16 protein-coding genes, 2 pseudogenes and 1 other annotated feature are annotated in these 21,915 nt (G+C 42.4%); of the genes and pseudogenes, 9 read left to right on the top strand and 9 right to left on the bottom strand.

The window, feature by feature from the left end:
* The first annotated feature begins 95 nt into the window (after positions 1 to 95).
* Positions 96 to 1,832, top strand: a complete 1,737-nt coding sequence (locus PROVALCAL_RS08200) for a SulP family inorganic anion transporter (protein ID WP_006658725.1) — start codon at positions 96 to 98, stop codon at positions 1,830 to 1,832.
* Between the two features lie 54 nt (positions 1,833 to 1,886).
* On the opposite strand, the gene PROVALCAL_RS08195 is transcribed toward PROVALCAL_RS08200, so the two are convergent.
* Positions 1,887 to 2,642, bottom strand: a complete 756-nt coding sequence (locus PROVALCAL_RS08195; protein ID WP_006658724.1) for a YciC family protein — start codon at positions 2,640 to 2,642, stop codon at positions 1,887 to 1,889.
* Positions 2,643 to 3,050: 408 nt separating this feature from the next.
* On the opposite strand from PROVALCAL_RS08195, the gene ompW reads away from it, so the two are divergent.
* Positions 3,051 to 3,686 carry an outer membrane protein OmpW gene (gene ompW, locus PROVALCAL_RS08190; RefSeq protein ID WP_039861823.1) on the top strand — a complete coding sequence of 212 codons (636 nt, stop codon included), beginning with the start codon at positions 3,051 to 3,053 and terminating at the stop codon, positions 3,684 to 3,686.
* Between the two features lie 385 nt (positions 3,687 to 4,071).
* On the opposite strand, the gene trpA is transcribed toward ompW, so the two are convergent.
* The 5 genes and pseudogenes from trpA to PROVALCAL_RS08160 form a co-directional block, all read right to left on the bottom strand.
* On the bottom strand, positions 4,072 to 4,878 hold the full coding sequence (gene trpA / locus PROVALCAL_RS08185; RefSeq protein WP_006658722.1) for a tryptophan synthase subunit alpha: 807 nt from the start codon (positions 4,876 to 4,878) through the stop codon (positions 4,072 to 4,074).
* Positions 4,878 to 6,068, bottom strand: coding sequence for a tryptophan synthase subunit beta (gene trpB / locus PROVALCAL_RS08180; RefSeq protein WP_006658721.1), 1,191 nt, complete (start codon positions 6,066 to 6,068; stop codon positions 4,878 to 4,880). The genes trpA and trpB overlap by 1 nt, the downstream gene beginning before the upstream one ends.
* A 54-nt stretch (positions 6,069 to 6,122) precedes the next feature.
* Positions 6,123 to 7,499 carry a bifunctional indole-3-glycerol-phosphate synthase TrpC/phosphoribosylanthranilate isomerase TrpF gene (gene trpCF / locus PROVALCAL_RS08175; protein WP_006658720.1) on the bottom strand — a complete coding sequence of 459 codons (1,377 nt, stop codon included), beginning with the start codon at positions 7,497 to 7,499 and terminating at the stop codon, positions 6,123 to 6,125.
* Between the two features lies 1 nt (position 7,500).
* Positions 7,501 to 9,131: pseudogene (gene trpD / locus PROVALCAL_RS20015) on the bottom strand (bifunctional anthranilate synthase glutamate amidotransferase component TrpG/anthranilate phosphoribosyltransferase TrpD).
* Positions 9,131 to 10,705: an anthranilate synthase component 1 gene (locus PROVALCAL_RS08160; protein ID WP_006658717.1), complete on the bottom strand. Its 1,575-nt coding sequence runs from the start codon at positions 10,703 to 10,705 to the stop codon at positions 9,131 to 9,133. Before PROVALCAL_RS08160 ends, trpD begins: the two are co-directional and overlap by 1 nt.
* 26 nt (positions 10,706 to 10,731) lie before the next feature.
* Positions 10,732 to 10,833 (bottom strand) — a sequence feature (Trp leader region).
* Between the two features lie 173 nt (positions 10,834 to 11,006).
* On the opposite strand from PROVALCAL_RS08160, the gene rnm reads away from it, so the two are divergent.
* The 4 genes from rnm to PROVALCAL_RS08140 all read left to right on the top strand — a co-directional run bounded on the left by rnm (position 11,007) and on the right by PROVALCAL_RS08140 (position 15,068).
* Positions 11,007 to 11,879: an RNase RNM gene (rnm, locus tag PROVALCAL_RS08155; protein WP_006661690.1), complete on the top strand. Its 873-nt coding sequence runs from the start codon at positions 11,007 to 11,009 to the stop codon at positions 11,877 to 11,879.
* 195 nt (positions 11,880 to 12,074) lie between these two features.
* Positions 12,075 to 12,695, top strand: a complete 621-nt coding sequence (locus tag PROVALCAL_RS08150) for an L-threonylcarbamoyladenylate synthase (protein ID WP_006658715.1) — start codon at positions 12,075 to 12,077, stop codon at positions 12,693 to 12,695.
* Between the two features lie 136 nt (positions 12,696 to 12,831).
* The gene (rluB, locus tag PROVALCAL_RS08145) at positions 12,832 to 13,749 is read left to right on the top strand and encodes a 23S rRNA pseudouridine(2605) synthase RluB (protein WP_036963755.1); all 918 of its coding nucleotides are present in this window, start codon (positions 12,832 to 12,834) and stop codon (positions 13,747 to 13,749) included.
* Positions 13,750 to 14,366: 617 nt separating this feature from the next.
* Positions 14,367 to 15,068 carry a hypothetical protein gene (locus PROVALCAL_RS08140; protein WP_226890318.1) on the top strand — a complete coding sequence of 234 codons (702 nt, stop codon included), beginning with the start codon at positions 14,367 to 14,369 and terminating at the stop codon, positions 15,066 to 15,068.
* Positions 15,069 to 15,085: 17 nt separating this feature from the next.
* On the opposite strand, the gene cobO is transcribed toward PROVALCAL_RS08140, so the two are convergent.
* Complete coding sequence (cobO, locus tag PROVALCAL_RS08135) at positions 15,086 to 15,676, bottom strand: cob(I)yrinic acid a,c-diamide adenosyltransferase (RefSeq protein WP_006658711.1); 591 nt, start codon at positions 15,674 to 15,676, stop codon at positions 15,086 to 15,088.
* Positions 15,677 to 15,679: 3 nt separating this feature from the next.
* Positions 15,680 to 16,444 (bottom strand): YciK family oxidoreductase, encoded by a 765-nt coding sequence (locus tag PROVALCAL_RS08130; RefSeq protein WP_036965783.1) that lies wholly within the window; start codon positions 16,442 to 16,444, stop codon positions 15,680 to 15,682.
* A gap of 177 nt (positions 16,445 to 16,621) precedes the next feature.
* Here PROVALCAL_RS08130 and sohB point away from each other — a divergent pair.
* Positions 16,622 to 17,667 (top strand): annotated as a pseudogene (gene sohB, locus PROVALCAL_RS08125) (protease SohB).
* Between the two features lie 120 nt (positions 17,668 to 17,787).
* Here sohB and PROVALCAL_RS08120 read toward each other — a convergent pair.
* A complete protein-coding gene (locus tag PROVALCAL_RS08120) occupies positions 17,788 to 18,048 on the bottom strand; it encodes a DUF2498 family protein (RefSeq protein ID WP_006658707.1) in 261 nt (86 codons plus the stop codon).
* A 287-nt stretch (positions 18,049 to 18,335) separates the two neighbouring features.
* Between PROVALCAL_RS08120 and topA the strand changes: the two genes are divergently transcribed.
* Positions 18,336 to 20,954, top strand: a complete 2,619-nt coding sequence (topA, locus tag PROVALCAL_RS08115; RefSeq protein WP_006658706.1) for a type I DNA topoisomerase — start codon at positions 18,336 to 18,338, stop codon at positions 20,952 to 20,954.
* A gap of 402 nt (positions 20,955 to 21,356) precedes the next feature.
* A complete protein-coding gene (gene sodC / locus PROVALCAL_RS08110) occupies positions 21,357 to 21,890 on the top strand; it encodes a superoxide dismutase family protein (protein ID WP_006661697.1) in 534 nt (177 codons plus the stop codon).
* The last annotated feature ends 25 nt before the right edge of the window (positions 21,891 to 21,915 follow it).

Here is a 21,915-nt window from a genome sequence, read left to right as displayed (position 1 = left end):
GCTTATTTGACTTAGTTCTAGATAAACTTTAATAGTTCGGATATAAATAGTCTACACAATAAATTAACTGATTAATTTTTAGAGAATTTTTCTCCATGATAAAGGCGCGATTATTTAATTTGATGCCCGGTTTGCAAGCCTTTAGCCAGTACCAATTGGCTAATTTAGGACCGGATGTGAAAGCGGGGCTATCGGTCGCTGCGGTGGCGCTGCCTGTTGCAATAGCCTATGCGGAGCTTATGGGGATCAACGCTATTGTTGGTTTATACGCCTGTATTTTACCTATGCTGATGTATGCGTTATTTGGGACATCGAAACAGTTAATTATCGGTCCTGATGCGGCGACGTGCGCCGTGATCGCGGCAGCCGTTGCGCCATTGGCTATGGGAGATGAAAATACTCGCTGGCAGCTAATTATTGTGATGAGTTTAATGACGGGAATTTGGTGCCTGATTGCGGCGCGGTTTCGTCTGGGAATGTTTGCTGACTTCTTGTCAGGTCCCATTCTTCAAGGATTATTAAATGGGGTAGCTCTGACCATTATTGTAAGCCAATTAGGCAAAATATTTGGTATCGATTCACTGCCGTCAGGGTTTATCGAACGTTTAGTCGCAATACCTCTCGCACTGTCTGAAACGCATATTCCAACACTGATTGTGGCAGTGTTAACGTTGTCTATCACGATACTGATTAAGCGAGTACGCAGTAAGTGGCCCTCCTTATTAATTGCAATGGTATTAGCAACAGGTGCCAGTATTGTCTTTAATTTAGAACAATATGGCATTAGCACTGTCGGTAATCTTGGGGAGGGCTTACCCTCTATTGCAGCACCCGATTTTAATCCTGGGTTATTGCGGGATTTAGTCACACCATCCTTAAACTTGGCGGTCATTAGCTTTGTGAGTTTTATGATGACGGCTCGCAGTTTTGCCAGTAAAAATGGGTATACCGTTGATGCTGACCAAGAACTGCGAGCATTGGGTATGGCGAATATTGCGTCGGCGTTATCTCAAGGATTTGCGGTCAGCGCAGCCAGTAGTCGAACCGCAGTAAACGACATGATGGGAGGCAAAACCCAAATGGTGTCTGTGGTTGCGGCATTAACCATCTTGGTTGTATTACTGTTTTCTATGGACGTATTAGGATATATCCCGATGCCCGCATTAGGGATGGTGCTGGTGGTATCCACGTTTTCACTGATTAGTTTTCGCAGCATTTATGCTATGCGTAAACGGAACCGACAAGCCTTTTTCTTATGCGTTTTCACACTTTGCGCGGTGCTTGTGGTCGGCTTGATCAGCGGCGTGGGTTTTGCAGTATTATTAGGTTTGCTGCAATTTTTGCGGGTGATATTCCGCCCAACCGATCAATTATTAGGGGTCGATGAACAGGGTATGTTGCATTCTATGAACCCTGATAATGATATTCAGGCGGTTGAAGGGGTTCTGATTTATCGTTTTAACTCACCGTTGACCTATTTCAATGTGAACTATTTTAAAGATCGCTTAAACAAGCATATCGATAGCCAGCGTAAACGTCCGGCGTGGGTCATTGTGGACGCCGCCGTTAGCTTCACCCATAACGACGTGAGCGTCTTCTCTGCATTGAATGAACTCGTCACGGCATTAAAAGCCAAAGGCGTTACGCTCGTATTGGCAGGGCGGCGGACATCGCTAAATCGCTGGTTATCTCAAAATAAAATTAATCGTTCAGATGATGATTTATTGGTGGTACCGGATATCTATTTTGCTATTCGCTTGATTCAAAGTAAGCAGCATATTCAGCAAAAAAGTGTGGATGAGCGAAACGAAGAGAAAAATCAGTCAATATAACGGAAAAAAGGGCGTATCAGATACGCCCTTTTTCATCAATTAGCCTATGTGAGCTTAGGCATTCTTGGTGCTCAGCATGTATAAACGGAAAAAGTAAATTAAAGCAAAAGCCGCAATGATATTGTTAAATAAGAACGAAATACCATTGACCACGATATGATTCAGTTGCAGGCTGCTTAACAGCATACTGACCAGCATTTGGCTTGCCATCCAGATTAAAATCATTGGGGCAGCAATACGCCAATTCGCAAATGCCAGCTTCCAACTTTTCCCCATTGCATTAAATGGATTCACTTTTTCATTCATTAGAATCGCGGGCGCGAGAGAAAAACCGATCGCTAAAATCAGACCAGGAAGCACCATTAAAGTGATACCCAGTTGGATAAGCAAAGAGCAGATGATCAACAACAGGAACATGGCAGGAGCTTTAGGTAACGATGACACTAACGCTTGGGTTCCGTTGACGGCTTCACCGCGAGATAAATTGGCAATATAAGAAAGTACGCCACACATGAGCACTAAGCTGCCCAGTGCCACGGAGAGAATTAAGCCTAGTGAGACTCTTAGGATACTGCTTTTTTCAGCTTCTGGCAGGGTGAGTACCCAGTTTTGTAGTCCTGCGTTACCCGCCTCAAGGAGTTGGTTTTGCGCTTCCAGTAATACGCCGATCATCCGTTCATTAGGAATTAACATTGCGTAGACAATCACGCTGATTACCGTGGCGATTATCACAATGGTGAAAAGGCCATTCAACTGGTTTTTAAAAAAGTTGATGCTGTCACGAAAGAGTGAGTTGGCCGAAATGGACATGTAACTGCTCCTATCTACAAACGGAATAAAAATTTGACGGTGATTGTAACCGAGTATCGTGCGTATAGGTAGAGAAAGATAAGAAAAGTCTGGGAGTTAGCCTAATCAGTAGAGGCGCTCAATAAATACGCGTATTAAGAATAATAAAGAATAAAATCCAAAAGATGTATTTTAAATATATATTTAAAAGTGAGTTTAATTAGCAATAAATATAAAATCATTTTTTATTTTAATGGTTATTTAACGAAAATTGATTCAAATCAAAATAGAAAAAAATAGTAATGGAATAATAAACTCAGATTTATTGCGAAATATATAAATTAGCAAAAGATGTGATCTTGATTTGAATATCTAATTCGAGAATAGGCTATATTTTTGCTAAATAATAAACATAGGAATGGGATGACAATGAAAAAACTCACTGCGCTTGTCTTAGCTGCTGCAACTTTAGCTCCAGCTGTTTCATTTGCACATGAAGCTGGCGACTTTTTATTCCGTGCAGGAACTGCAACGGTAAGACCAAATGCGGGTTCTGAAAACGTATTAGGGCTTGGTTCTTTTGACGTTAATAATAATACCCAATTAGGTTTAACTTTCGGTTACATGATCACCGATAATATTGGTGTGGAATTATTAGCCGCAACACCTTTTGAGCATAAAGTTGGAACAGGTCCTACAGGTACTATTGCAACAGTTAAACATTTACCACCAACACTGATGGCTCAATACTATTTCGGTAGTAAAGAAGATAAACTGCGTCCTTATTTAGGTGCGGGTCTGAACTATACCTTCTTCTTTGATGAGAAATTTAATAGCACAGGTAAAGATGCTAAGCTTTCAGACCTTGATTTATCAAGCTCTTGGGGCTTTGCAGCTCAAGCAGGTATGGACTATAACCTGACTGACAACTGGATGTTAAACGCCTCAGTGTGGTGGATGAATATCGAAACGGACGTTAAATTTAAAGCCGATGGTCAGCAACAAAAAATCGATACTCGTTTAGACCCATTCGTATTTATGTTTGGTGTGGGTTACCGTTTCTAATTTCTTAAGGACATAAGCAAGATTATTCTTGCTGACTAATGGATTAGAAAGCAGTAAAGAAATCCGGGAATATACTTCCCGGATTTTTCGTTTTTAGAAAATAAAATAATAATCTGGAATGTTAAATTAATTCTATTTTATTTAACATTAAATTTACATTGCCGGGGTTTTAATATATCAATACAGATATTTCATTCAAAATTTAAATATCAAAATACGTATTTAAACTTAAATTAAAGTTAATGATTTTATCTCTATATTTGAAATGTTTTCTGTGATGTGAAATTTGACTAAAAACCAAAATCAATTAATTGATATTAAGAATAAAAAAACCACCCAATAATGGATGGCTTCACAAAGTCTAGATAGAAATAAATGATGGGAATTATTTCTGTGTAGCAGCTTTCATATTAGTGACAAACGTCGTTAATTTACTGAGCATCTCTTGTGGCTGCTGCAAATTATTTTCAATAATTTTGACGACAGCGGAACCGGATATTGCGCCAGCTGCACCATTACGAATCGCTTCAGCTACTTGTTCCGGTTCTGAAATACCAAATCCTTGAAGTGCAGGCGCCGCACCATATTGAGAGAGCTTATCGATTAAATGGGTTAATGGCATTTGAGCACGTTGCTCTGTTCCGGTGACTCCCGCTCGAGAAAGCAAATAAGTATAGCCTTGACTGTGTTTGCCAATTTCCTGTAGCAGGGCGTCATCACCATTTGGTGGGCAGATAAAGATAGGCGCAATACCGTGGGCTATCGCAGATTCACGGAAAGGCTTTGATTCACGCATTGGCACATCCGCAACTAAAACGGAATCTACACCTGACTGCTGACAACGTTGATAGAAAGAGTCAATACCATTAGTGAACACTAAGTTGGCATACACTAATAAGCCAATTGGCATATCCGGATGTTTAGCTCGAATACGTGCTAATAATTCAAAACACAGCGTTGGTGTGATATCACTTTTAAATGCCCGTAAATTCGCATTTTGAATAGTGGGACCGTCGGCTAAAGGATCAGAGAACGGAATGCCTATCTCTAAGGCATCCGCACCGCCAGCGATGAGTGCGTCAATAATTTTTAACGAGAGCTCAGCATCAGGGTCACCTAACGTGACAAAGGGAACGAAAGCACCTTGATTTTTTTGGTCTAAACGCTGAAAAAGTTGGGTATAACGCGTCATTAGATTTCCCCTCTGCTGGTCAAAATATCATGTACTGTAAAAATGTCTTTATCACCACGACCGGATAAATTGACAATTAACAACTGCTCTTTATTTGGATTTTGTTCTGCCATTTTGAGCGCGTAAGCCAGCGCATGAGAAGATTCCAACGCAGGAATAATGCCTTCTTTACGTGACAGCAACTTAAAGGCATTCAGCGCTTCATCATCCGTGATTGAAACGTATTCTGCTCGACCAATACTGTTTAAGTGAGCGTGTTGAGGACCCACTGACGGGAAATCTAATCCCGCAGAAATTGAATAAGACTCTTCAATTTGACCTTCAGAGGTTTGCATCATGGGGGACTTCATTCCAAAGTAAATCCCAACGCGACCGTGTTTCAAAGGAGCACCGTGTTGCCCTGATTCAATGCCATGGCCCGCGGGCTCAACACCAATTAACCCGACATTTTCTTCAGGAATAAAGGAGGCAAACATGCCGATAGCATTGGAACCGCCACCGATACAGGCGATCACCGCATCGGGCAAACGACCTTCCTTGTCTAAGATCTGTTGTTTGGCTTCATCACCAATCATCCGTTGGAATTCACGTACAATGGTTGGATAGGGATGAGGACCCGCCGCAGTCCCTAATAAATAGTGTGCGGTTTCATAGCTGCCAGACCAGTCTCTTAATGCTTCATTACAGGCATCTTTTAAGGTCGCAGAGCCGCTATGGACTGGGATCACTTCCGCACCCATTAATTTCATCCGAAATACGTTAGGAGACTGACGTTCAACATCTTTCGCACCCATGTAAATACGACATTTCATATTCAATAATGCACAAGCAAGGGCGGTAGCAACACCATGTTGCCCAGCACCCGTTTCGGCAATAATTTCATTTTTGCCCATGCGTTTTGCCAGTAAGGCTTGCCCTAAAACTTGGTTAGTTTTGTGGGCGCCCCCGTGAAGGAGGTCTTCACGCTTTAAATAGAGTTTGGTTTTTGTTCCCGCAGTCAGATTACGGCACAGGGTTAACGCAGTTGGACGACCCGCATAATTTTTGAGTAGGTCATGAAATTCCGTTAAGAATGCAGGATCATTTTGGGCATCAATAAAGGCATCTTCCAACTGGTTTAATGCAGGGATCAGGATTTCTGGGACATATTGCCCACCAAACTCACCGAAATAGGGGTCTAATTTGCTCATTATTTATTATCCATTTTAAAATTGTGTGTTCTGTATTGATGAATGTGTTTTTGGCTAAAGTGCCATACGGGCATTCTTCAATACATCAAAGACTTGGTTTAGTTTATGTTCGGATTTAATACCCGGCTCAATCTCAATACCTGAGTTAAAATCAAGCCCATTACAAACGAGTTGTGCCGCTTGCTGGCAATTATCTGGGTTGAGTCCGCCAGCAATCATCAGCTTATGTGAGCTATTGACGGGGATATTTGACCAATCAAAGGTTTTACCTGTACCACCTGCACCATTATCTAATAGCAAGATATCGACTAAAGTTGGGTCATAATCAATAACTTGATTATCTGCCATGTTAAGTGCTTTCCAAATATGACAGTGCGCGGGCAAGATTTCACGGAGCTGGGCAATGTAGGCATTGTCTTCGTTACCGTGAAGCTGAACAGCGTGAAGTGCTAGCTGTTGTGCAATATGTGATACAAAATCAACGGATTGATCGCGAAAAACACCCACATATTTAAGCGGGGTTGAGTGAATAATCTGCTTTGCTTGTGACAGTGTCACTTTGCGGGGTGATTTTTCCGCAAAAATTAATCCGCCAAAATTAGCACCAGCAGCAAAAGCCGCTTTAGCATCTTGCTCGCGGGTTAAACCACAGACTTTATGCTCGCCAACTAATAAATTACGCAGCGCTTGTGGTAAATCTGCCTGTTCCATCAAGGCACTGCCAATTAAGAATCCATTTGCGACATCGACAAGGCTTTGAATATGTTGATGTTGTAAGATGCCCGATTCACTGATCACCACCGTACCCGCAGGTAAACGCGGAGCTAGCTGACGAGTGCGATTGAGGTCAATGGACATATCACGTAGGTCACGGTTATTGATCCCGACAACTTTGGCTCTCAACTTGATAGCGCGCTGCAGTTCACCTTCATTACTGACTTCAGTGAGTACGCCCATATTGAGTTGGTGCGCCACATCTGCTAATGCAATGTATTGCTCATCGTCCAATACCGATAGCATAAGTAAGATAGCATCTGCTTGGTAATAGCGAGCAAGGTATATCTGATAAGGGTCGACAATAAAATCTTTGCACAGAACAGGTTGTTTCACGGTATTGCTGACGATAGTCAGATAATCCATTTTACCTTGGAAATATTTTTCATCGGTAAGAACAGAAATTGCAGAAGCATAAGGAGCATACATGCTGGCAATGACCGCAGGATCGAAATCTTCACGGATCACTCCTTTTGATGGCGATGCTTTTTTACACTCTAAAATAAAGACAGGGCGTTTAGCTTGTAATGCCGCATAAAAACCACGTTGCGCAGGTTGCACTTCAGATTGGAAACTCGCTAGTGGTTGGTGCAATTTGCGTTCAACCAAGTAGGTCAGTTTGTCATCTACAATCTTCTGTAATACAGTGCCTTTCATTTTAGTGCTCCCTTGCAGCTAGTGCCAGAACGCGGTCAAATGCTTTGCCGCTACGAATAATATTGAGTGCGTGCTCGCTGTTTTCTTTTAAATCTTCGTAACCATTAATACGTAATAACATCGCGACATTGGCAGCAACAGCAGCTTCATGAGCGGCTTGACCATGTCCTTGTAATAATTGAGTTAACAGAAAACGATTCTCATCGGGCGTACCACCTTCTAAATCTTTTAGTTGATAGGGTGTTAAGCCAAAATCGTTAGCTGTTAAGATATATTGCTGCACTTCGCCATTTTTTAGTTCGGCTACGTGGGTTGGCGCATGAAGAGAAACTTCATCCATCCCTCCACTATGTACCACAGCTGCACGAGTAAACCCAAGCATTTGCATGGTTTTTGCAACGGGCTCAACCAGTGAATCTTGATACACGCCAACTAAAGCGAGCGGTGGACGCGCAGGGTTGATTAATGGACCCAGTACATTAAATAGGGTGCGCGTCTTTAATTGAGTGCGAACCGGCGCGGCATGACGGAATCCACTGTGATATTGTGGCGCAAATAAAAAGCATAAACCTAATTCATCTAAGGCATCACGAGCACTCTGAGCACTTAAATCTAATGCAATTCCAAATGCAGCAAGTAAATCAGAGGAACCAGAACGACTTGAAACGCTACGGTTACCGTGTTTGGCTACTTTGATCCCACATTCGGCAGCCACAAAAGCGCTGGCGGTTGAAATGTTAATGCTGTTTGCTCCATCACCACCGGTCCCGACAATATCGCTAAATTGATAATCAGGGCGTGGGAATGGCTGCGCGTTTTCCAAGCATGCCAGTGCGGCACCTGCAATTTCTTGAGGTTGTTCACCGCGCATTTTCATGCTGATCAGCACCGCGGCAAGTTGGGGCTCCGTGAGCTCACCTTGAATGATGGCGTTAAAGAGGTATTGGCTCTCTTGTTGAGTTAACGCTTGCGCCTTAAATAATTTATCGTAAATGTTTTGCATGATTGGCTCTCTGTGTCCCATTAGTGCGAATGTGTTGTTGTTTTGTTGGGGGAAGAAAGCGCCCATGCCACGGTGTTTTCTAATAACAACTTACCTTGCGTGGTTAAGATGGATTCAGGGTGAAACTGGAATCCACACACTCGCTGCTCATCATTGCGCACGGCCATAACCATACCGTTGGACTGTGCACAAATGGTTAATGATTCAGGAACTTGGCTACCTACTAAAGAGTGATAACGCGCCACTGAAATTGGGTTATCTAAATCAGCAAACATCGCTTGACCATCATGGGTCGCCATTGAGGCTTTACCATGTAATATTTCACCCGCTGGAGAAACAACGCCGCCATACGCTTCAACAATGGCTTGATGCCCTAAGCAAATACCAATCACCGGAATTTTTCCTAACGCAGATTTAAGCACTTCAGGCATACAACCGGCTTCACTGGGTTTTCCTGGTCCGGGAGAAAGCACCAAAATCGGGTCATTCAATTGCGTCAGTACGGATAAAACATGTTCTGCACTGACGGTGTTACGGTAGATCACGACCTGATGACCACTGGCACGTAATTGGTCGACCAAGTTGTAAGTAAAAGAGTCAATATTATCGAGTAGTAAGATGTTAGCCATTAGAATAACTCCTCAACTTGGTGGGCTTGAGCAATCGCGCGGATCACTGCACGTGCCTTATTACGCGTTTCGTCGGCTTCACCTTGCGGGGAGGAGTCGAGTACCACACCACCGCCGGCTTGCACTGTCGCAATACCATTTTCAACATACGCTGAGCGAATAACGATACAGGTATCAAAATCCCCTTTGCCGTTGAAGTACCCGACAGCGCCACCGTAGGAGCCGCGACGTTCTTTTTCACATTCGGCAATCAATTGCATGGCTTTGACTTTTGGCGCACCAGTTAGTGTTCCCATATTCATACAGGCTTGATAGGCATGAAATACATCTAAATCACGACGTAAAGTGCCCACAACATGAGAGACTAGGTGCATCACAAAAGAGTAGCGATCGACTTTGGTCAAATTGGCGACATAACGGCTACCCGCTTCGCAAATGCGTGCTAAATCATTACGAGCCAAGTCTACGAGCATGATGTGTTCCGCGAGCTCTTTTTCATCCGTGCGCATTGCTAATTCGATGCGACTATCTAAATCCAAGTCGATATTCCCTTGCGCATTACGTCCACGAGGACGAGTCCCTGCGATAGGGTAGATTTCGACAACACGACTTTGTTGGCTGTATTTCAATGCACTTTCAGGTGATGCGCCAAACAGCGTAAAGTCGTTGTCTTGCATAAAAAACATATAAGGGCTTGGGTTTTGTGCTTTGAGTTTTTGATAGGCAATCAAGGGTTGTGCACATGGCATACTAAATTTACGCGATGGCACAACTTGGAAGATATCCCCACGATAAATCGCCTCTTTTAGTGTATTCACCACCTTGCCATACTCTGTATCGTCTTTATTGATAGTAACGCTGAACTTAGTGGGTTCCCCCAAAGGCAAGGTGGGTAAGTAAGGTCGGCAAGCCACGATAATGTCATTATGACGTTGTTGTACTTGTGCTACTGCTTGTACATTTGCAGTAAAAAATAAGCTTTTCAAACGTGCCGCTTGGTTCTGATGGTCGATCACTAAATAGTGTTCAGCGACAAAAAAGCAGAAATCAGGGCACTGGTTAGTCGCTGTTACTTCAGGTAATTCTTCAAAATTTGCGACTAAATCGTAGGCGAATAACCCACCCATGAAGAGAATTTCAGGCTTGGTGTAGTAGGCTTGTGCCAGTGCAGGCAATGTCCGTAATACATCTAAGCAGGATGCGCTTTTTAAGCGGCTATCTTCATCTAATTGACTTTCTGGTTGCGCAAAAACAACGGTCAAATGCTCTGTTGTTAAATCACAACGAAGGGCTTGCTCTGTTAACTGCTCACTGATTAATGGCAGAAGTGCTTGCCCATTTTGGGTTAATGCTTCAATTTCGACACGTTGACCAAATGCTCGGATACGTAATGCGCTGTCGACGATTAACAAACTTTGTAAATTGGCTTTGTTGTTGACTTCCGCCGACTCTAACAACATGGTAGCGGGTTTATTCTGGCACAGATGATTAAATAGCAACGTTGGGTCTGGTTGATAGTTAATTGGGCTATCCAGATAATTAAAATGTGCTAATGTGGTGTTTTGTTTGTTCATTTTGCTGCCTTAAGCTAATTTCAGACATAAAAAAACCCGCTGGTTGAGGGCGGGTTCGGCACTGAGGCATTAACAATTTATGCGCGTGCGGCTTCCGCCCAATTTGGGAAGTCGCGCCACCAACGATTTGATAAATTGAATAAAGTCATACATGCCTCACTGGATAAACAAATTGGTTTTAAATGTTTTTTGGATGTAACTAATCTTGCGTACTAGTAAACTGGATCATGAGGTTTGTGTCAATAGTTGTTTGTATTTATTTTTAATTTTCGTTAAGTCGAAGAAGGGAGAAGGTAACATCATGTCGCAAGATTCGACGCCAATAGTGACTCGCTATGACTTACATAGCCATACGAATGCATCAGATGGGGATTTAACGCCCGCTGAGTTAGTCGAACGTGCGATAGTAATGGGTGTGAATGTCTTATCAATTACGGATCATGATACTTGTGATGGGGTGATTGCCGCCAGGGCATATCTTGCAGAAAATCCGCGTCCATTAACACTAGTTAATGGCGTTGAAATATCCACCCTGTGGGAAAATATTGAAATTCATATTGTTGGGCTAAATTTTTCACCGAGTGAGCCTGCAATGGCAACGTTGTTGGAGCAGCAATCACAGCGTCGTTTAGAACGTGGCATTGAAATGGGACGACGTTTGCAAAAAGCAGGAATTGATGATGCATGGGAGAATGCACAAGCACTTTCAGGTGGTGGACAGGTAACTCGGGCGCATTTTGCGCAATATATTGTCAAAACTGGCAAAGAGAAAACGATTAATAATGTGTTCAAGCGCTACCTTGCGAAAGGAAAGACTGGTTATGTACCAGCTCAGTGGTGCAGCATTCAAGAGGCCGTCGACGCGATTCATCGCGCGGGTGGTGTTGCGGTATTAGCCCATCCATCAAAATATCAACTTTCCAATAAGTGGTTAAGACGGCTGATCGACCATTTTAAAGCTTGCCAAGGGGATGCGATGGAGATATCCCACTGTCAGCAGCCAGCGAATGAGAAGCAATTTCTAGGGGAATTAGCGCAAGGCGCCGAATTGAAAACGTCTGTCGGCTCTGATTTTCATCGACCGTGTTCGTGGATTGAACTAGGACGCAATCTATGGCTCCCTAATGATAATCATGCGGTTTGGACGCTGTGGGATCAGATAAAAACCGCTTAGTTTATGAGAATATAACCTAATTTATTGATGGATCACGGTTTGGGTGTAAAATACTCTGCAATATAAATTATTTTATTGAACCGCAATATTATTTGATAAAGGTAATATTGTGGTTGTTATGTTTTGCAAATAGATAGTGCCATTTTTAGGTCGTTCACCGGATGATGCTGTCGATACCCAACTATAGAGGTCACTATGAGCCAGTTTTTCTATATCCATCCGGACAACCCTCAGGCAAGGCTGATTAGCCAAAGCGTTGAAATTCTGAATAAAGGCGGCGTTGTGGTTTACCCGACAGATTCAGGTTATGCCATTGGTTGTCGTTTAGAAGAAAAAAATGCCCTAGAACGTATTTGCCGTATCCGTAAATTGGATTCAAATCATAACTTTACGTTAATGTGTCGTGATTTATCCGAGCTTTCTAACTATGCGCATGTAGATAACACCGTATTTCGTTTAATTAAGAACAATACACCGGGTAACTACACGTTTATTTTGAAAGCGACGAAAGAAGTACCGCGCCGTTTAATGAATGAAAAACGTAAAACAATTGGTTTACGTGTTCCTTCAAATCCAATTGCGCGTGATCTGTTGGAAGCCGTAGGGGAGCCATTAATGTCCACCAGCTTGATTTTACCGGGAGATGATTTTACGCAATCTGATCCTGAAGAGATCCGCGATTTACTGGATAAACAAGTGGACTTAGTGATCCATGGCGGCTACATCGGTCAAAAACCAACGACGGTTATTGATTTTACGGATGACACACCGGTTGTTGCTCGCGTTGGAACCGGTGACCCAAGCCCCTTTGAGTAAGCTTATTTGCCAAGAAGATTAGTAATAGGGGATCAGGATAAACCTGTGTATAATGCGCAGGTTTTCAAATTCATCACTTTTTGCCTATTGAGCGAGAAGTTATTTGACGCCTGTGAAGGCGACAGCTGAGGATCTCATGAGTTCTAAACCGCAACAAACTGAAAAGTTACAAAAAATCCTTGCCCGTTCAGGGCATGGTTCCCGCCGAGAAATCGAAGGATTACTTAAAGAAGGTCGCATTAGTGTTGATGGTAAAATGGCAACACTGGGTGACCGTGTTGAAGTTAAAGCGACAACAAAAATTCGTTTAGATGGCCGCCTTTTAGCGATTAAAGAGCCAGAAAAAGAAATCTGCCGTGTCATGGCATACTACAAACCAGAAGGGGAATTGTGTACTCGTCATGACCCTGAAGGACGTCCAACAGTATTTAATCGTTTACCAAGATTGACTGGCGCTCGCTGGATAGCGGTAGGTCGTCTTGATGTGAATACCAGTGGTTTACTGTTATTCACGACGGATGGCGAATTAGCTAACCGTTTAATGCACCCAAGCCGTGAAGTCGAACGTGAGTATGCGGTACGTGTATTTGGTGAAATCACGGACGCAAAAATTCGTCAGTTAACTACGGGTGTTCAATTAGAAGATGGTCCTGCATCGTTTAAAACGGTGTCATACCGTGGTGGTGAAGGAATGAACCAGTGGTATAACGTCACGTTAACGGAAGGTCGTAACCGTGAAGTTCGCCGCTTATGGGAATCTGTTGGTGTTCAAGTCAGCCGGCTGATCCGTGTTCGTTACGGGGATATTGACCTCCCTAAAGGTTTACCGCGTGGTGGTTGGACGGAGTTAGGTTTAGAGCAAACTAACTATTTAAGAGAGTTAGTTGAGCTGGATGTTGAAACAGAAAGTAAAGTGTCTGTTGAGCGCGATCAGCGCCGCATCAAAGCGAACCAAATTCGTCGTGCAGTGAAGCGTCATACTCAAGTTGCATCACGCCCAGCGGCGAAACGCCAATCTTCGCGTCCAACAGCAAAACGTCGTACTCGAATCTAATTTGTACTGCGTTATTTAGCAGATTTTAAAGAGGTTATGGTATGCGCCATAACCTTTTTTTATTTCATTTAGATTGAAATTCTGAAATTATCCGCTAATTTTTGATACTCAATTTTTCATTCTCACATTATCTATTTCAATGTTTTTCCAATTAATAGAAATAAAATAACAAGAGAGTAAATAAATTACCAATCCAGTCCTTTTATGATTAGTAAAGGGTAAAATAAAATACACTGAGCAATTTTGCTTATTACTTTTACTTCTTTGTTATTTTAGTATTTAAAACTTAAAATACTTAAGCTAAGAGTTTATAAGGTGCTTGTCACATTGTGACACTTTCATATTGTGTAAGTTGTATATTTAATCTATTTTTATCATGATGAAATAAATAAAAGGTTTTAATATTTATGTTATGTACAAAGTCGGCGAAATATGCGGCAGTCTTGAGTTTTGGCATAACAAGTTGCGATGTATATCAACCACATACCTCTGAAAATGGGCGCTTCTTCTTCAGTAATGAATCGTTAGATAATTACTCATTTTTTATTGATAATAAACTGATAGTGATCCCTAGAGAATCTGTGGGAAGTTTATATTTGAAACAAGGCTTACATTCCATGACGATGGATCAAGGTAAACATATTTATTTTATGGTTTACCCTGGTAATAAAGGGGGAATATTAAATCCTCAGCAGCATATTTATTATTCCTATAGCTTTGTCTATGGGAATAATGGAATTCCGTCGATACATGATCAGATAGTGCAAGAATTAAAGGTTGGCGATTATCGAGTAAAAGGAAGAGTTCAGAGCAGTGATGATATCATTATTGATAATAACGTATTCAACTGTGATTACCCTATTGGAACTCGGATCCCAGACGAATTAAATTCATTGACCAACGTAAGTAAAATAAAAAGAAAGTGTTTTTCATATTTAGAATTCATTAATGCAATTTCCAGTGATGATAAACAAATAAAACAGGTTTCGGTACGTGAAGATAAATCTGTACAACAGGATACAGTGAGCCTGATGTTTGACTATCCTGTGATACTTCCGGTTTTTGACGATCAAAACATTCAGCAGTATGCAGAGAAAGTGAATGCTATTATCCACGCTTATCGGCGTTCAGACGACCCGACAACGAAGCAAGATTTTTATAATCAATATCGTCTCGAGGTATCGAGTATGGCTGAAATTTATAGTCAGTGGGATACTGAGGACCATTGTTTAGAAGAGCGACAAAAATATGTGTTATTTTTGTCGCAAACTGCAGCTATATTCAGCGCGGGTGTTTTAAAACTTCATGATATGCCTTAATTCGCTGTCACCAACTATTACCAATCAATGCCTTTTTGCGCCTTAATCCCTGCGTCAAACGCATGTTTAATGGGGCGCATCTCCGTCACAGTATCAGCGAATTCCAGTAATTCACGGTGACAACCTCGGCCTGTAATGATGACCGACTGATTTTCGGGGCGGCAGCTCAGCGCATTCATGACCTCAGCAAGTGGGAGATAATGGTAACTCACCATATAAGTAAGCTCATCAAGAATCACTAAGTCATACTGTGGGTCTTGCAGTAATTGAAGAGCGTGCAGCCATGTTTCGAGACAAGCTTGTGTATCCGTATGCTTGTTCTGAGTTTCCCATGTGAAACCCGTCGACATGACATAAAAAGGAACCCCGTGGGGTTCCAAAAGATTTCGTTCGCCATTGTCCCAGCTGCCTTTAATAAACTGGACAACCGCGACTTTTTTGCCATGACCGACCGCACGACACGCTGTACCAAAGGCAGCCGTCGTTTTTCCTTTACCGTTGCCTGTGAAGACAATCAGGATCCCTCGTTCTAACTGTGCGGCATCTATACGTTCATCCACTTTTTGTTTCAAACGTTGTTGACGTTCTTCGTGTCGGTCTTGGCTCATGGTTTACTCCGCTTTAATCGGCTTTAAATTTGGTTGAGCATCTACACTTGTTCCCGTTTGGTCGACGCTATCATCACCCATTAAGTATAGATAAGTTGGCATAATATCGGCGGGCGTTTTTAACGTCATTGGATCTTCTCCTGGTGCTGCACCAGCGCGCATTGCAGTGCGCGTGCGTCCTGGATTGATGCAGTTTACACGTAAGCCGGTGCCTTGATATTCATCAGCTAAGACTTGCATTAAACCTTCCGTTGCAAATTTAGAAACGGCATAGACGCCCCAATTTGCACGACCTTGTTTGCCAACACTAGAACTGGTGAATATAAGAGATGCATGGGGCGCTTTCTCTAATAAAGGTAATAGAGCTTGAGTTAGCATAAACCCAGCATTCACATTGACTTGCATAACGTCATGCCACAGCTGAGCGGGTTGTTCACTTATTGGAGCGATATTCCCCAGTAATCCTGCGCTGTGTAATACGCCATCTAAATAAGGATGTTGTTTTGCAATATCGTCTGCGATGGCTTGGCAATCGTCGGGTGTCGCAGTCAGTAAATCAATAAGGTAGCTTTCTGATGTTGAACCAGTGACGTCTTGAATTTCTTGTTTAATTGCGGCTAATTTTTGCGGGTTTCTACCCAATAAAATGACGGATGCGCCAAAGCGTGCATAAGTTAATGCTGCTTCTTGACCAATCCCATCAGTAGCGCCGGTGATTAAGATAGTTTTACCATTCAAAAGATCTTGTCTAGGCTGATAATGAAGCATAATTTTTCCTATCGTCATGATTCGCGTTGAGGGTTATCATCGCGTAAATTGCGCGGGAGGGCAATTTACCACATTTGTTTAACGTCTGTGGTTATTGATAACAATTTTTTTACTGGTTGTTTTTGAACAATCATGCGATCATTTTTTATTAGTGTTAAATACGAGAAGGATCAACCTGTGGAGTATTTCTCTTTGTATGGACTGTTTTTAGCAAAAGTGGTGACGATTGTGGTTGCCATTGTGGTTATTGCTGTATTTGTATTTGGTGTCGGAATGAGACGCCAAGGAAGTAAAGGTGCATTAAAAATTACAGATTTAGGTGAGAGCTACCGTGAACGCCAACGCCAAATGCAACAAATCAAAATGAATGATTCTGAGCAAAAAGCGTGGACAAAGGCATTTAAAAAACAGGAAAAAGCGAAAGCGAAAAGTGAAAAATCAGGGGCAAAAGTAGGGCAAACTGCCGTCAAAAAGCCTTGCTTATATGTCTTAGACTTTAAAGGCAGCATGGATGCTCGTGAAGTTAGCTCTTTACGTGAAGAAATCAGTGCAATTCTGGCAGTTGCGGAACCTCAAGATGAAGTTTTACTGCGTTTAGAAAGCCCAGGTGGATTAGTCCATGGTTACGGTTTAGCGGCATCTCAGTTAATGAGATTGAAAGAAAAAATATTCCACTTACTGTTGCAGTTGATAAAGTCGCGGCGAGTGGCGGTTATATGATGGCGTGTATCGCAAATAAAATTGTTGCAGCGCCGTTTTCTATTATTGGTTCGATCGGTGTTGTCGCGCAGGTACCTAATATTCACCGTTTACTGAAAAAACATGATGTAGACGTAGAGTTACACACTGCGGGGGAATACAAGCGTACATTGACGATGCTGGGTGAAAACACCGAGCAAGGGCGCAAGAAGTTTGTTGAAGATTTGAACTCAACGCATGAGCTGTTCAAAGATTTTGTTCATCAAAATCGCCCATCTCTTGATATTGCTGCTGTTGCAACAGGGGAATACTGGTATGGAACTCAAGCGCTAGAAAAAGGTTTGGTGGATCAGATTGGGGTAAGTGATGACCTAATCATTGATGCAATTGAAACCAAAGAAATCGTTAGCATCCGTTTTGTCATGAGTAAAAAAATGGTAGAGCGTTTTACCAGTAGTGCGGCTGAAAGTGCGGATAAGCTATTATTACGCTGGTGGCAGCGAGGTCAAAAACCACTATTATAAAAATAGCGGTTATAAAAATGTATGTTATAAAGAGAAATAACATTCATTGAATATTGACGACGTAATGTTCAATTTGAACTACCCTTAAAAATACCGGCCAATAAAGCCGGTATTTTTTTATTACTGTTCAGACTCAAGCAGTCGATACTGTTCAGAAAATACGTGTGCTAAATGCTTATACATGTTAAAAGCCGCAGGGCTTTTTAGGGTTGGAATGCCATTTTCATCAAGGAAGAACTCCCCTTTGAAGACCAAAACATCGCGATGTTGCTCGACATTATCTACAAACATGCCGTCGAGGTATTCATCGTGGTTTTTAATGATTTCGTTGGCTTTTTCAAGTAGTTCTTGCTTTGAAATAGTTTGAATCTCAGTGTTCATAGAATGCCTCTCTTGAAAAAATAATTGGTTGCTTCTAGCATTTTATCAGGTAGAGTGTGTGTTTTTCAATGCGGCTAAACCGCATTATGTGGTTAAAATCAGTCAACTAGAGCAATTTGTATGCTTTATAAAATAATGTGGCTGGTGGATAAAATTCGTTTCGTTACAAATTATTGTACGAAAAAATATTGATATATTGTGATTCTGTCGCAATATAAAAAAGAGATTCTCATTTTGCGCATTTGAATAGAAAAATGCGCCTTCTTTGATAGTAGGTAAAGGTAAATATGGGTAAAGCTCTTGTTATAGTGGAGTCCCCGGCAAAAGCCAAAACGATCAATAAGTATCTTGGCAGTGGCTACGTTGTAAAAAGCAGCGTCGGTCATATTCGTGATCTGCCGAAAAGCGGCTCTGGCTCACAATCCGGCTCACCAAAGAGTACAGGCTCATCTACCGATAAAGCAAAGACCGACAAAACGAAAAAAGTTAAGAAGGATCCTCAAGATGCGTTAGTTAAACGTATGGGGATCGACCCTTATCATGGTTGGAAGGCGAATTACCAAATTTTGCCGGGTAAGGAAAAGGTCGTTTCTGAATTAAAAGCGTTAGCCGCAGATGCTGACCACGTCTACCTCGCGACGGACCTTGACCGCGAAGGGGAAGCAATTGCGTGGCATTTACGCGAAGTGATCGGTGGTGATGACTCTCGTTTTAGTCGTGTTGTGTTTAACGAAATCACTAAAAATGCGATTACTCAAGCATTTGAAAGCCCAGGTGAATTGAATATCGACCGTGTTAATGCTCAGCAAGCACGTCGCTTTATGGACCGTGTCGTTGGTTACATGGTGTCTCCATTATTATGGAAAAAAGTGGCACGTGGATTATCAGCTGGGCGTGTACAGTCTGTTGCAGTGAGACTGATTGTTGAACGCGAACGAGAAATTAAAGCTTTTGTTCCTGAAGAATATTGGGAACTGCATGCGGATTTAGCGGATAAAAGCGCCGTTAATTTACGCTTAGAAGTGACTTCTCAATCAGGAAAATCATTTAAACCTGTTAATAAAGTACAAACAGAAGCTGCGGTTAAATTACTGGAAAAAGCACGTTATCAAGTGATTGATCGTGAAGATAAACCGACATCCAGTAAACCCAGCGCGCCATTCATCACATCCACGCTGCAACAAGCAGCGAGCACTCGCTTAAGCTTTGGTGTGAAGAAAACCATGATGATGGCTCAGCGTTTGTATGAAGCAGGTTATATTACCTATATGCGTACTGACTCAACCAACTTGAGCCAAGACGCAGTAAATATGGTTCGCGGTTATATTTCTGACAACTTTGGTGCGCAATACTTACCAAAAGACGCGAACGTTTATACCAGTAAAGATAATTCCCAAGAAGCGCACGAAGCTATTCGTCCATCCAATGTTGATGTGTTGCCAGACTCACTAAAAGACATGGAAAACGATGCAAAACGTTTATACCAGTTGATTTGGAATCAATTTGTGGCTTGTCAAATGACACCTGCAAAATACGACTCTACAACATTAACGGTGAAAGCGGGCGATTTCGAATTAAAAGCGAAAGGTCGCACTTTACGTTTTGATGGTTGGACGAGAGTCATGCCAGCACTGCGTAAAAATGACGAAGATAAAACTTTACCTGCGATCCCAGTAGGCGCTGAGTTATCGTTGGTAGAATTGTTGCCAAGTCAACACTTTACGAAGCCACCAGCACGCTTTAGTGAAGCATCTTTAGTTAAAGAATTAGAAAAACGTGGGATTGGTCGACCGTCAACATATGCGGCTATCATTTCGACGATCCAAGATCGTGGCTACGTGAAAGTAGAAAACCGCCGGTTCTATGCGGAAAAAATGGGTGAGATCGTCACGGATCGTTTGGAAGAAAATTTCAACGACTTGATGAACTATGACTTTACTGCCCGCATGGAAAATCAGTTAGACCATGTTGCGAATCATGAAGCCGAGTGGAAAGCGGTTCTGGATGAATTCTTCTCTGACTTTAGCAAGCAATTAGATGTTGCTGAAAAAGACCCTGAAGAAGGGGGAATGCGTACCAATCCAATGGTTATCACGTCGATTGTTTGCCCTGACTGTGAACGCCATATGGGAATTCGTACCGCATCAACAGGGGTGTTCTTAGGTTGCTCCGGCTATGCACTGCCGCCAAAAGAGCGCTGTAAGAAAACCATTAATCTGATCCCTGAAGATGAAGTTCTTAACATCCTTGAAGGCGATGATGCCGAAACCAACGCCTTAAGAGCAAAACGTCGTTGTCCAAAATGTGGCACCGCGATGGATAGCTACTTAATCGATAATGGTCGTAAACTCCATGTTTGTGGTAATAACCCAGCATGTGAAGGCTATGAAATCGAAGAGGGCGAGTTCCGCATCAAAGGTTACGATGGTCCGGTGATCGAATGCGACAAATGCGGTTCTGAAATGCACCTGAAAATGGGGCGTTTTGGCAAATACATGGGTTGTACCAACGAAGAGTGTAAAAATACTCGCAAGATCTTAAAAAGTGGTGAAATTGCACCGCCTAAAGAAGATCCAGTACCGTTACCAGAACTACCATGTGAAAAATCAGATGCTTATTTCGTGCTACGTGATGGCGCTGCCGGTGTTTTCCTTGCGGCAAATACGTTCCCGAAATCAAGGGAAACTCGCGCACCATTAGTGGCAGAACTGCAACGATTTAAAGACAGACTACCAGAAAAATTGGCGTATTTAGCGGAAGCACCAGCGCAAGACGAAGAAGGTAACCCAACAGTGGTTCGCTTTAGCCGTAAAACGAAACAGCAATATGTTTCGTCAGAGAAAGACGGTAAGGCAACAGGTTGGAGTGCTTTTTATGTGGATGGTGTTTGGAAAGCCAAAGAATAATTTTTTATTCTTCATACTCTACACCGTAGCGGCGTTGGCGGCACTCGCTAACCCTAGTCACATACTTGTGTATGCTCCTAGGGATTAGCTCGATTGCCGCCTTGCTACAGCACAAATTATTTTGAATAAATCTATTGATTATATTCAGGATGACTCTGGTGCTAACCGCCGGCTTGTTCTAACGCGAACTATTTAGAATAATAGTTTGGAATTCGGTAACGAAGTTCAGAATCAAAGCTAAATCCAAATCTGCAATCATATAAAAGAGCCCTCTGGGCTCTTTTTTTTGTTCATAACTCGATAGCTCTCACATAACAAAAGCAGTAATCGCCCATTTTTATTCATTTATTATGCTAACGTTTAACTTAAGGGTAATACACAACGTGAATGACTGGAGGCGGTATGAAGTTCAAATTATGTTTGTTAGCAACATTATTCACAGCCAGCGCGGCATATGCAGCACAAACCACGGTAGAGCTAAAAGAAGCGACAGCCAAAGGTGATGGTAAAGCCATTGGCGAAGTGGTGATTTCTGAAACCGAATACGGATTACTCTTCACTCCAAAACTCTCTGGATTACAAGCGGGAGGCGTGCATGGCTTCCATGTGCATGAAAACCCAAGTTGCGACCCAGGGGAAAAAGAGGGCAAAACAGTTCCAGCATTAAAAGCGGGTGGGCATTTAGACCCCGCGAAAACAGGAGTACACAAAGGACCTTATGATAAAACAGGTCATCTTGGAGATTTACCGGGCTTAGTGGTTGATAGCCAAGGCAATGCAACCTACAGCGTCCTTGCACCAAAATTAAAATCCTTGAAGGATATCCAGAACCGAGCATTAATGGTGCACGCAGGTGGGGATAATTATTCAGATCATCCAGAGGTGTTAGGCGGTGGGGGGGCTAGAATGGCCTGCGGCATCATTCCTTCGTCATAATTTGCGTGATAACTGCGTTGGCGTT

This window comes from Providencia alcalifaciens DSM 30120 (genome assembly GCF_000173415.1).
Lineage (GTDB): Bacteria > Pseudomonadota > Gammaproteobacteria > Enterobacterales > Enterobacteriaceae > Providencia > Providencia alcalifaciens.
This window is presented reverse-complemented; position numbering and strand designations above follow the sequence as displayed.